Origin of the sequence: Vibrio sp. 779(2023) (assembly GCF_033344285.1) — a bacterium.
Taxonomy (GTDB): Bacteria; Pseudomonadota; Gammaproteobacteria; order Enterobacterales; family Vibrionaceae; genus Vibrio; species Vibrio alginolyticus.
The window spans coordinates 200,388-212,828 of record NZ_JAWPOM010000002.1; the positions used below are offsets into that span (position 1 = coordinate 200,388).

Genomic DNA, 12,441 nt, shown 5'->3' on the forward strand with positions numbered 1-12,441 from the left:
AGAATTGAAGGCTATTTTTTTGCAACTTTCTGCATATAAAGTGGGATTAGTCACAAAAAGGTAACCAAAATCGCCGATCTTTTAGTCATAAAATGACTAAACTTGGTGAAAGACTTTCAGAATCTGAAGTTCTAATAATGAGACGAAAAATCGGTGGGTGACAGGTACTAAATGTCATCAAAAACGTCCTGACTTCAGAGTAAATAACCGACTTTCAAATTGTAACTATACTTACCGGAGAGTATCTTCCATGAAAAAGACCAAAATCGTATGTACGATTGGCCCTAAAACAGAATCTGTAGAGAAGCTAACTGAACTAGTTAACGCAGGCATGAACGTAATGCGCCTTAACTTCTCTCACGGTGACTACGAAGAACACGGCACTCGTATCGCGAACTTCCGTAAAGTAATGGAAGCTACTGGCAAACCACTAGCAATTCTTCTAGATACTAAAGGTCCAGAAATCCGCACTATCAAGCTAGAAGGCGGTAACGATGTTGATCTAGTAGCAGGTCAAGAATTCACTTTCACAACTGACACTTCAGTTTTAGGTAACAAAGATAAAGTTGCAGTAACTTACGCTGGTTTCGCAGCAGACCTAAACGTAGGTAACACTATCCTAGTAGACGACGGTCTAATCGAGATGGAAGTTATCTCTAAGACTGAAACTGAAGTTAAATGTAAAGTTCTTAACAACGGTGCACTAGGCGAAAACAAAGGTGTTAACCTTCCTGGCGTTTCTGTAAACCTACCTGCACTATCTGAAAAAGATAAGAACGACCTTAAATTTGGTTGTGAGCAAGGCGTTGACTTCGTAGCAGCTTCTTTCATCCGCAAAGCGTCTGACGTTCAAGAAATCCGTGAAGTACTTGCTGCAAACGGCGGCGAGAACATCCACATCATCTCTAAGATCGAAAACCAAGAAGGTGTTGATAACTTCGACGAGATCCTAGAGCTTTCTGACGGCATCATGGTTGCACGTGGTGACCTAGGTGTTGAAATCCCAGCTGAAGAAGTAATCTTCGCTCAGAAAATGATGATCGAGAAATGTAACCGTGCACGTAAGATGGTTATCACAGCAACTCAAATGCTTGATTCTATGATCAACAACCCACGTCCTACTCGTGCGGAAGCAGGCGACGTTGCTAACGCGGTAATGGACGGTACTGACGCAGTAATGCTTTCTGGTGAAACGGCGAAAGGTAAATACCCTGTTGAAGCGGTAACTATCATGGCTCAAATCGCGAACCGTACTGACTCAGCGCTAAAAGCTGAACTAGGTTCTCGTCTAGACAGCCCACGCCTACGTATCACTGAAGCAGTATGTAAAGGTGCAGTAGACACAGCTGAGAAACTAGCTGCTCCACTTATCGTTGTTGCAACTGAAGGTGGTAAGTCTGCACGTTCAGTACGTAAGTACTTCCCAACTGCAAACATCCTAGCGCTAACAACTAACAAGAAAACTGCTGCACAGCTAGTTCTAACTAAAGGTGTTACTCCAGTAGTTGTTGATTCAATCGAAAGCACTGACGCATTCTACGTAGCGGGTAAAGAACTTGCTCTAGAATCAGGTCTAGGTAACAAAGGCGATATCGTTGTTATGGTTTCTGGCGCTCTAGTTGCTTCAGGTACTACGAACACAGCTTCTGTACACGTACTATAAGACTGAACTTTTAACACTTCAGTTTCTTGAGAAGGAGGGCTTATGCCCTCCTTTTTTATATGGCTTTCTTGCTCTCATAATAGGCTAATTGTATTATTTACCTCTATCAGAATTTCGTACTGTTTAATTTTATCGTCACGATTAAAGTTTCTATGAGGTGTATGTGTCTAGTCCCACTCTTACCGACAAAGTATTAAGAATGATCCGTCAGGATATTCTCGATGGCGAGCTTAAACCAGGTCAAAAACTCGTGGTTGCCGAACTCAAAGAGAAGTACAACGTAGGAGCGTCACCCATTCGAGAAGCATTGGTGCAATTATCTTGGAGCAAATACGTCAAACTCGAGCCGCAAAAAGGCTGCTGGGTTGCACCTGTATGTAAAGATGAGTTACATGACTTGTACGAAAGCCTGCAAATGGTCTCCGCATGCTTACTCAGTAAGGCAATTATGATTGGCGATGAAAAATGGGAACTGGATGTACTAACTGCTTATCACAAGTTATCCCGAGTAAAACCTGGCGAAAGCTTTTGTTGGAGGGAATGGGAAGAGCGCCAAAATCAGTTTCTTACTGCGCTGTTTGAAGGTGCTGGCTCTGTCAATATGTTTGGTTTTTTCCGCGATCTACTCACGCAAATTAAACGCTACCAATACTTCGCGATGCAGATTTTAGGCACAGGGAACCCTGGGCACTGTAATCTCGATGAGCAAGAAATGCTGATGAAGGCATCGCTAGACAAAAAGAGTCAGGATGCTTTAGGTTATCTAGAGCGTTATTTGAGACAGTCAATACAGTGTATCGAAGCCGCCATCGACAACCAATGTCGCATACTGGCTAGAGAATAACGCTGAGACTAAAAAGCGGGGGTCTATCCCCGTTTTTTCGTTTTTGTAAAAGCACTAAGCAATATCATCATAACTATGACATAGCGATACGCAGTTACGCCCTGCACTTTTTGACTCATACAAAGCAATATCAGCACATTTATACGTTCTTGTACGATCAGAGGTTAAATCACTATACCCAGCACTGACAGTAATGCCTCTATCACTACGCATTTGAACCGCGACACGTAGCCTGTTCAATACAATTTCAGCCTCTTCTAGTGTTGTATGCGGCATAATCACTGCAAATTCCTCACCACCGACACGAGATACAAAGTCTGTGCTGCGGACTTCTTCTAGGAGGGTCTCTGCGACACTACAAATCACCTTGTCTCCTTCGTCGTGGCCAAGCTCGTCATTAATACGTTTAAAGTGGTCAATATCAAACAACGCCAAACAAGCAGGAGGGCTATCAGGATAGCGTTCAATAATCCCCGCATATTGCGCCAATTGCTCTTCAAATTTTCGGCGGTTCCACAACCCCGTCAAGCCATCTTTTTCGCTTAGGTTTCGTAATTTTTCTTCTAACTCTTTTTGCCCAGAGATATCCACCAGCGACGTAATGTAATAACTCACTTTACCTGATTTGGTTAAATTCGCCTGAATACGCATTATTGCAGTAAAGACTTGATTAAACTTAGTTCGACAACGAATCTCCCCTTCCCATACGTGTTCACTCTTCAGTGTTTTCCAGATACTCAGGTTTGCTTCGAGATCTTCAGGTAAGAGAATTAAATGATGTGCACTCCAACCTTGGGCATGCTTGGTTGAGTAACCCATCATGTTTTCAAACTCTTGATTAACCATGATGATTCTATGTGAAGCATCCGAGATCATCACCGCAGTCATACCATCAAGAGCAGCTCGAGCCAACTTCGATTCCATACTATGACGCCGATAATGCAGAGCAAGGGCTGCCGTCGGCAAAGTGAAGCCGAGCACCAAACTTAGAACAAAAAACGCTTCTTGGATTAAGTCATCAATATCCCTCTGAGCTCGGGATAATAACTGCTCATTGGTAAGATCAATAACCAGATGAAGAGGTTCGCTAGAAACAAACTGGATGGTGCGATACGCGACCAAATTCGAACCATTGTAAGCATAGCCCGAATCTTTTGAATTTAAACTACGCCAAATGTTTGGGTACATCCGGCCAAAATTAAATTGAGAGCGAGCGGGAATTATATGGCCATACAAACGAGCTGATTTAGGGCTATCAATGTAAAATCCGTCACTCTTAATCAGCTCAATATGGAAATCAAGCACTGACGAATAGTTGAGTCGAGAAGATAAATAGTCAATATCAACATTAAGGACGAGATACCCTTCGCGCTTTCCGTTAAGCGAAATAGGCATCAAAATGCGCAGTGACGGGCTATAGGGATAGACTAACTCGCCATACTCTCGTTCTAAACCTATCCCCCACGAAGCGATTTCGCCATCGTCTAAGTTCTTAGCGAATTGAAAGTAATCTCGCTCTGACTTATTTTGCAATTTGATCGCGGGCAACGCAGCGCCTGTTTCAATCTCATAATTAATCCTCACTTTTTCTCGACCAGAAACATCAAGAAAGCGAATTTGCTTATACAACTTTTGATTGATTGCGACCGAGATCCACATGTCTTCTAAGATGGAACGGTTCACCCGGTTAGGTTGGCGCAGATATTCATACAGACTTTGGCTGTGACCAAGTAGGTCACTGATCGTTTCGATTTGATCCTGAATATTGCTGTATTCACGGCCAGTATAGGCCAATTGATGTAACGCTTCTTGAGCGGTGTTCTCAACATTGTTTTCTAACAACGTCAGATATTTCTGATAGTAGTAAGCGGCAGTGAGTGCACTAAAAAATAGTGCTGTCGCCAATAAGGTGCCGACTCGCTTAGGTACTTTCACACGTCTAATGCCTATCATGCTTACTAAAACGACAATTATATCATTAATTGTTATTTTCTAAACAAAAAAGCCACTTAGATTAAGTGGCTTTTCTATATGCAATCAGAGAGTTAAGGTTTGAGGGCTCGCTCTCCTCGCGCAATGCCAACGACACCACTACGAGCAACTTCGACAACTTCGGTCACTTCGGATATCGCTTGAATGAAGGCATCTAGCTTTTCACTCGTACCCGCAAGTTGTACGGTGTATTGGGAAGCCGTGACATCCACGATCTGGCCACGAAAGATGTCTGCCGTCCGCTTCACTTCTGCTCGCGCAAAACCACTGGCTTTCACTTTCACCATCATCAGTTCACGCTCAATGTGCTCATACTCGGTGACTTCTTGCACTTTCAGCACATCGATCAATTTGTGTAACTGCTTCTGAATTTGTTCCAACTGCATCTCATCAGATGTCGTGGTAATGTTCATTCGCGACAGGGTTTCATCATCAGTCGGTGACACCGTCAAAGATTCAATGTTGTAACCACGTTGAGAGAACAAACCAACAACACGAGACAACGCACCTGGTTGGTTTTCCAATAGCAATGAAATAATGTGTCTCATATTAAGTTCTCTCCGTTTTGCTTAGCCACATTTTATCCATACCCTCACCTTTGATTTGCATCGGGTATACGTGTTCGGTTTCGTCTACGTTGATGTCCACAAACACCAGACGATCTTTCATATCCAACGCTTTTTGTAGCCCTTCTTCGAGCTGATCAGGCGTTTCGATACGAATACCGACGTGACCATAAGCTTCTGCAATCGCTGCAAAGTCAGGAACAGAACTCATGTAAGAATTAGAGTGACGGCCTTGATAAATAATGTCTTGCCACTGTTTTACCATGCCTAAGAATCGGTTGTTCAGGTTGATGATCTTCACTGGAATGTCGTATTGCATGGCTGTCGACAATTCTTGAATATTCATCTGAATACTGCCGTCACCAGTCACAACCACGACCTCTTCTTGTGGCATGGCAAACTTCACGCCCATGCCAGCCGGAAGACCAAATCCCATGGTGCCAAGACCACCAGAGTTTATCCAACGGCGCGGCTTATTGAATGGGTAGTACAGCGCCGCAAACATCTGATGCTGGCCCACATCAGACGCCACATATGCGTCACCATTAGTTAGCTTGTGCAGCGTTTCAATTACTTGCTGTGGCTTGATTCGTTCTGGAGAGGTTTCATAAGACAAGCAGTTGCGGTCACGCCATACTTGAATGTCATCCCACCAAGCAGTGATAGCATCTTGATCATTTCCACTACCTTGCTCTGCAAGCAGCCCGAGCATGGTTGTCAGCACTTTTTCCGCAGAACCTACGATCGGCAAATCCACTTTCACGTTTTTCGAGATCGATGACGGATCGATATCAATATGCATCACTTTTGCGTTTGGGCAGTACTTTTCAAGGTTGTTGGTTGTACGGTCATCAAAACGCACACCGATACCAAAAATAAGATCCGCTTCATGCATTGCCATATTAGCTTCGTAAGTGCCGTGCATACCCAACATGCCCAGTGAGTTTTTATGTGTACCCGGGAATGCCCCCAAGCCCATCAAAGTACTCACAACGGGTAGGTTCAGTTTGTCGGAAAGCTCTAAAATATGTTCATGAGCGCCAGAAATCACCGCACCACCACCGATATAAAGCACTGGTTTTTTCGCTTCTAATAGCGACTTAAGCGCTTTTTTAATCTGGCCTTTATGGCCCGAAGTTGTCGGCTTGTAAGAACGCATTGAAAGCGTTTCTGGATATTGATAAGGCAGTTTGATTTGCGGGTTCATCACATCTTTTGGCAAATCAATCACAACTGGACCAGGTCGACCCGTAGTCGCGATATAAAACGCTTTTTTGATTGTTTCAGGAATATCTTCCGCTTTTTTTACTAAAAAGCTGTGTTTGACCACTGGGCGGGAGACACCGACGATGTCACACTCTTGGAAAGCATCATTACCAATTAGGCTATTCGGTACGTTACCCGAGATAACGATCATTGGGATAGAGTCCATATAAGCCGTGGCAATACCAGTAATGGTATTGGTCGCGCCCGGCCCCGAGCACACAAGTACGACACCCGGTTTACCGGTAGCTCGAGCGTAACCATCTGCCATATGAGTGGCGGCTTGCTCATGCCTTACAAGTACGTGTTTGATTTGATCGGTTTTGGCATGCAGTGCATCGTAGATATCCAAAACAGAGCCACCTGGGTAGCCAAAGATCTGCTCTACGTGCTCTTCTATCAGAGATTGAACCACCATCTCTGCGCCTGACAACATTGCTGTCATAATTGCTCTCCTTAGCCAGTTTCCTCACCGTAAGGTCAACGGATTGGTCTGGTTTTACATAGTCTAGGTCTTATTCGTAGCCTAATCGAAATACTTCCACGTTTTCGGCTATGTCTTGCGTTCGTCATAACATCCCGCAAGGTTACCCAACAAATGTAACGTTTTATTATCAAAGGGTCTAATGAGAGATTGGTCTACTTTTTAAACAAGATACTAGTAATTAGAATGTTAGTAGGAATAGCAGCCACACATCTCCTATTTCACAGTACAACCTAAAAAATTAACGCTCAAAAAAAGAACATTATTTCATAAGATTTTAGCTACAGAGGGCGAAATAGCGTTATTTGACGAGCAGAACAGAAAAAATCAATACAAACAAAAATCCCCAGCAATGCGCGATCACATCACTGGGGATTTTTTCATCAATATAAAATCTAAGTCAGCTTAAGTTACTTTTTATCCGACTTTTCCTTATACATTTCTTCAATTTCATCTTGGTATTTGTCATTGATGACTTTACGACGAAGTTTTTGAGTTGGCGTTAACTCACCATCATCCATAGAGAAAGCTCTTGGTAACAGTTTAAACTTCTTCACTTGTTCAAACTTTGCCAACTCTTTTTGAAGATCGTTCACCCGCTTCTCAAGCATTTCGACCACCTGGTGGTGCTTAATCAACTCAACGCGATCGTGATATTTGATATTCAGCTCTTTCGCGTACTCTTCTAGCGAGTCATAACAAGGCACGATAAGCGCAGAAACAAACTTACGAGTATCCGCAATGACTGCGATTTGCTCGATGAAGTGGTCTTTACCAATCGCACCTTCAATCATTTGTGGAGCGATGTATTTACCACCTGAAGTTTTCATCAACTCTTTGATACGATCGGTGATGAACAAGTTGCCATTTTCATCAATGTAACCAGCGTCGCCCGTTTTTAGGAAACCGTGCTCATCAAAGGTCTTTTCCGTCTCTTCTGGCATTTTGTAATAGCCACGCATCACCATTGGACCACGAACCAGAATCTCGTTGTTTTCGCCGATCTTAACCTGTGCGCCAGGCATCGACATACCAATAGAGTCGGGGTTAAAACATTTATCATCCCAACACGATACTGTCGCCGTGGTTTCAGTCATACCGTAGCCCAACTTAACGTTGATACCAATCGCATGGAAGAATCGACCGATGGTTTCATCCAACTTTGCACCGCCACAAGGCATAAAGTTGATTTGCCCGCCAAGTAGCGCACGCAGTTTGCTCAGAACCAACTTATCCGCCAAAGCGTATGACTTACGCAGCAAGAGCGATGGCTGACGTTTTTCTTGATGACAAGCGGCCATTTTTGCGCCCATGTTGACTGCCCAAGTAAACATGATCTTACGGTGAATCGGCGCGCGAGACACTTTCTCGTGAATCGCAGAGAAGATCTTCTCATAGAAACGCGGTACGGCACACATCACGGTAGGTCGCACCTGGCTCAGTGCATCACGTACTTGCATGGTGTCTTGCAAATAGCAGTTGGTCGCCCCTTTGTACAATACATAAAAGGTCCAAGCGCGCTCAAATACGTGTGACAACGGAAGGAAACATAATGACACGTCACTTTGAGAAAGGCTCAAGCGCTGATCGTGCCCTTCCAATTGCGCCGCAATGTTTGCGTAGTCCAACATAACGCCTTTTGGCTGTCCTGTTGTACCCGAGGTGTAGATGAGCGTGAGTAGATCATCTTCTTTTGCCTGATCTAAACGCGCGTCCAATTCAACTTGATATGTAGTGTCGCCTTTGGCAACAAATGCTTGCCAAGAGATAACGAAATCATGATCGCCAAGTTCTATATCATCAGACATCGCAACAATGAGCTCTAACTGTTCGCACTGGTCGAAAATGCTCACTGCTGCATCAAATTGAGGCTGTTCACCAACAAACAGAACTTTGACGTCTGCATTGTTAATGATGTACGCCGACTGGGCGGCAGTATTGGTTGGGTAAATAGGTACTGTCACGCTGCGTAATTGCAGTGCTGCGATATCAGCGATCGTCCATTGCGGCATGTTGTTCGAGAAAATGCCGATCTTATCTTGGACTCCTAATCCCTGAGCCAAAAGTGCAAGTGATAAAGCATCAACTTGCTGACCAAATTGCGTCCACGTAATACCTTGCCACTCCTCACCCACTTTATGCTTGAGTGCAACGCGTGTACCACCGTTCGCAATTTGTTCACGAATACGTTTAACGATATGAAAATCTAACTTGGCCATTCTTTTACTTACCTTTTGGCTTACAGGCGTAAGCTAATTGAGCGAACAAGTGTACTCACGGCTTGCTAAAACGCAACTGACCAGTATCAAACTTATCACTAATAAGAGACAACTATCACTTATACGTCGCGAACGTACCTCAAATTGCTGAATGATTACTCTATTTAACTTACTGTTTAGATTGTTTATTAAGAAAACAAAAAGCCCCGAGAGACAAAAATCGCTCGGGGACCAATGAATTGTAAAAATTGATGATTACCAATATGGTCTAATCGAGAAGACCAAACGTCATCTTATTTTGCGGCAACGACTTCACCACAAGTGATCATCAGTTGATCGCGCAGCCAAATGTGGCCTTTATCTTTTTCACTTGATTCATGCCAGCTTAAGAATCCGCTGATTTCTTTGTTCGCAAATGGGAAATCAAGAATTTGCAGTTGATCGCTGTTTACCGCATTTTCCGCCATCCAACGTGGTGCAATAGTCACAAGCTCAGATTGACCCACCACGTATAGTAGGTTGCTTAAACTAGAACCTTCATACGCCGCTTGGCAATCCAGTTCACGGTACGCTTGCTCTGAGAAACTACGTTGGCCATGCACTTTCGATAACTTCGCATGCTTTTCGTTAAGCAGTTGCTCAGCCGTCACACCACCTTGAATGCGTGGGTGGGTTTTTGATGCGATAACCACTAATTCATCTTTGAAGATTTCAGTACTTGAGAAACCTTGCTCATCAAAACGAGCGTAGTCGATCACGAAATCAATTTCTTGGTAGCGCATACGCTCAGACAACAAACGGTCAAATTCTGCATCTAGGTGAAGCTGAACGTTTGGTGCTTGTTGATTCACTTTTGCCATGATCTTCGGAGCAAAACGCATGTCACAAGGGCTGCAAATCGCAAGCTTGAACAAGCGAGTCGAAGATTCTGGTTGGAATACAGAGCTAGGAAGTTCATTGCGAATCAGCTGTAGTGCTTGGCGAATAGGACCAAACAGTTGACGTGCTCGTTGCGTAGGCTGAATACCACGGCCTTGGCGCATGAATAGCTCGTCGTTAAACATCACTTTTAAGCGTGCCACGGCGTTACTTACCGCCGGTTGAGACATGCCTAGGTTATGTGCTGCACGAGTAATATTTTGCTCTTGCATTACAGCATCAAATACAGTCAGTAGGTTTAAATCTACACCACGCAAAGTGCTTTCCATACGGTAGCTAGCAATTGCGCTCATCGCGTCTTTCTTCTCTAACATTGAGTGCGCCTCTTTTGTAATCGTCAACTTTGTTCATTAAATTCATAACGAATAGAATCCCATCTCGCACAAAAGACGGCGGCTGGATTCGAATCATTTTACGAATAGATAACCTAACTTTTTATTATATTTATCGTCCGGATACTTCCGGCTCGAACTGTACTATCAACTAATCGATTGCGGTTTCGCAACTAGATTGATATTTAATCAGTAAATTTTAGCCAATTAGGTATTTATTTATTAAATAACAAAGACTTGATAAAAACATAAAAAACTATAAAACACGTAAAAATGCATTCTTTGAGGACGTATTTAGCAAATTGATAGGACAGGCGGTCAACACAAGCATGCATTTAGCTCAGTTATTAGTTGGAATAAGAACAACAGATGACAGCTATATCTTTGATTGAATTTTGCACTTATCAGTCAAATTATCAGCAAATACACACTGAATAGAAATGAGAGAGGAAGAATAAAAATGCAGCCTTCCAAACAGAAAGGCTGCAACAAAATCGTGTCAAAAATGGAAGGAACAATGTACTTAGAACAACGTACTTAAATGTTCGACACGTAACTTGGAAAATCAACCTGCTCCCACAGCTGTCTGGATAACTCTGCTTTTGAATCCCATGCACCTTGCAGTACCCAATGAACAATAGCCTGAGCAACATCTGGGTATTTCACACTTTCGGCTTGTTGCTCCTTTAGCCACTGGCGTACTGCGGAAATGTCTAAGCTCTCCATCGACATCGCAAGCCCTAAATCTTCTAAGGTCGCAACATTGCTCTGCTGCTCGAATTGACCCGCGAGTGGCTTTAGTAACAATTTTTTCCCCAAAGACAAGGCTTCTGAAGGAAGCTCAAACCCACCATTAGCAATGACACCACTACAGCGATGCAAATGATGCTGGAAGTTGCTGTGGCATAAAGGGCGCAGTTCTATGTTTTCTACCTGCTCACATTCGATCACATCCGGGTGATAACAGATAAACGCTTGTTGATTAAAGTGGAACAATAAGTCCGAGATATCTTCAATCGATTCGAACGGTAGATACACCAACACGAAGTCGTCGTTTTCTGCTTGGCTATCGACGGTATGCACTATCGGTGGTAACAAAGGTTGATCAAAATGATGCCAATGCAAACCAAGGTGGTGTTGAGAAGGCGCAAAGTATTCAATGACGGATTTATCTAACCAACTTGCTCCCTTTAGTGGCACCGGATAACGGAAAGCATTTTGGTGGCTGATACCAATAGAAGGCTTATTTTGTTGTCTCGCTGCCCACGCAGTCACAGGTTCGAAATCATTAATGATAAGATCGTAGGACGATAGATCGAGTTGCTTAACTTCTTTGAAAAACTGCACCAAATTGTTATTCAATGCTGTTTTCGCGTAGTTTACAGAGCCTTTTTCGGTAATAAAGGTGAAGCCTCGGCGAGTCTGGTAATCGCCAAATGCTTCCATTGAAAAGTATTTTTCCGGCGCTCGCCCAGAAAACAAAAAGTCGACCTCAACATCGTGCTCTTTAAACGCATGACTCATCGCCCTTGCGCGTGCAATATGTCCGTTTCCTGTCCCTTGAACACCGTACAAGATTTTCATCAATTAGCCTCCTAACATCGCAATCGCTAATCCACCACAAAGACTGCCAAGCAGTGCACCAATGATGACATCGGTAAAAAAGTGCACACCCAATAAGATTCGCGCGGTTCCGATTAAACTTGCCCAAAAGAATGCAGCAACGCCTAGGCTCGGATAGAAATGATCAATCAGCGTCGCTATGACAAACGCAGCGGCAGTGTGTCCTGAAGGAAGACTATAGCGATCAGAGGGGGTAATAAAAGCAGGAAGGAGTGCACTAAGCTCTTCAGGGCGACGACGCTTAAAACTATTTTTCAGCGTCCAATAAATTGGTAGCTCGATAGCAAAAGCAAGTAAACCCGCCAGTAAAAACCAGACTCCTTGCTCCTTATCTAAATACCAAGCTAATAACCCCAACACCAAGTAAAGATGCCCGTCACCACTGTGGGAAACTCCTTTACTGATATTGGCGACTTGTTGATTAAAACGGTGCTTAAGACAAACACTAGAGAGCGCTAAATCAAACTTAGCAATGGTTGCAATTGGCTGTGTAATTGTCTCTATGGTTCTCATGTG

General features: G+C 43.5%; 9 protein-coding genes. 2 read left to right on the forward strand and 7 right to left on the reverse strand.

Annotated elements, in window-relative coordinates:
• The first annotated feature begins 250 nt into the window (after positions 1 to 250).
• Together pykF and R8O70_RS03490 are read left to right on the forward strand one after the other, a co-directional pair.
• On the forward strand, positions 251 to 1,663 hold the full coding sequence (pykF, locus tag R8O70_RS03485; protein ID WP_258624968.1) for a pyruvate kinase PykF: 1,413 nt from the start codon (positions 251 to 253) through the stop codon (positions 1,661 to 1,663).
• A gap of 157 nt (positions 1,664 to 1,820) precedes the next feature.
• The gene (locus R8O70_RS03490) at positions 1,821 to 2,507 is read left to right on the forward strand and encodes a GntR family transcriptional regulator (protein WP_138938981.1); all 687 of its coding nucleotides are present in this window, start codon (positions 1,821 to 1,823) and stop codon (positions 2,505 to 2,507) included.
• A gap of 54 nt (positions 2,508 to 2,561) precedes the next feature.
• On the opposite strand, the gene R8O70_RS03495 is transcribed toward R8O70_RS03490, so the two are convergent.
• From R8O70_RS03495 to R8O70_RS03525, 7 genes are all read right to left on the reverse strand, one after another.
• The gene (locus tag R8O70_RS03495; protein ID WP_005379698.1) at positions 2,562 to 4,442 is read right to left on the reverse strand and encodes a GGDEF domain-containing protein; all 1,881 of its coding nucleotides are present in this window, start codon (positions 4,440 to 4,442) and stop codon (positions 2,562 to 2,564) included.
• A gap of 110 nt (positions 4,443 to 4,552) precedes the next feature.
• A complete protein-coding gene (gene ilvN, locus R8O70_RS03500) occupies positions 4,553 to 5,047 on the reverse strand; it encodes an acetolactate synthase small subunit (RefSeq protein ID WP_005379697.1) in 495 nt (164 codons plus the stop codon).
• Position 5,048: 1 nt separating this feature from the next.
• Positions 5,049 to 6,773: an acetolactate synthase 3 large subunit gene (locus R8O70_RS03505; protein WP_005379695.1), complete on the reverse strand. Its 1,725-nt coding sequence runs from the start codon at positions 6,771 to 6,773 to the stop codon at positions 5,049 to 5,051.
• A 449-nt stretch (positions 6,774 to 7,222) separates the two neighbouring features.
• Positions 7,223 to 9,031, reverse strand: coding sequence for an AMP-dependent synthetase/ligase (locus tag R8O70_RS03510; RefSeq protein WP_033906039.1), 1,809 nt, complete (start codon positions 9,029 to 9,031; stop codon positions 7,223 to 7,225).
• Positions 9,032 to 9,324: 293 nt separating this feature from the next.
• The gene (gene calR, locus R8O70_RS03515) at positions 9,325 to 10,284 is read right to left on the reverse strand and encodes a LysR family transcriptional regulator CalR (RefSeq protein ID WP_005379693.1); all 960 of its coding nucleotides are present in this window, start codon (positions 10,282 to 10,284) and stop codon (positions 9,325 to 9,327) included.
• A 555-nt stretch (positions 10,285 to 10,839) separates the two neighbouring features.
• Positions 10,840 to 11,886, reverse strand: a complete 1,047-nt coding sequence (locus R8O70_RS03520) for an MJ1255/VC2487 family glycosyltransferase (RefSeq protein ID WP_005379691.1) — start codon at positions 11,884 to 11,886, stop codon at positions 10,840 to 10,842.
• A 3-nt stretch (positions 11,887 to 11,889) separates the two neighbouring features.
• Positions 11,890 to 12,438 (reverse strand): phosphatase PAP2 family protein, encoded by a 549-nt coding sequence (locus tag R8O70_RS03525; protein WP_262628071.1) that lies wholly within the window; start codon positions 12,436 to 12,438, stop codon positions 11,890 to 11,892.
• Positions 12,439 to 12,441: the final 3 nt, after the last annotated feature.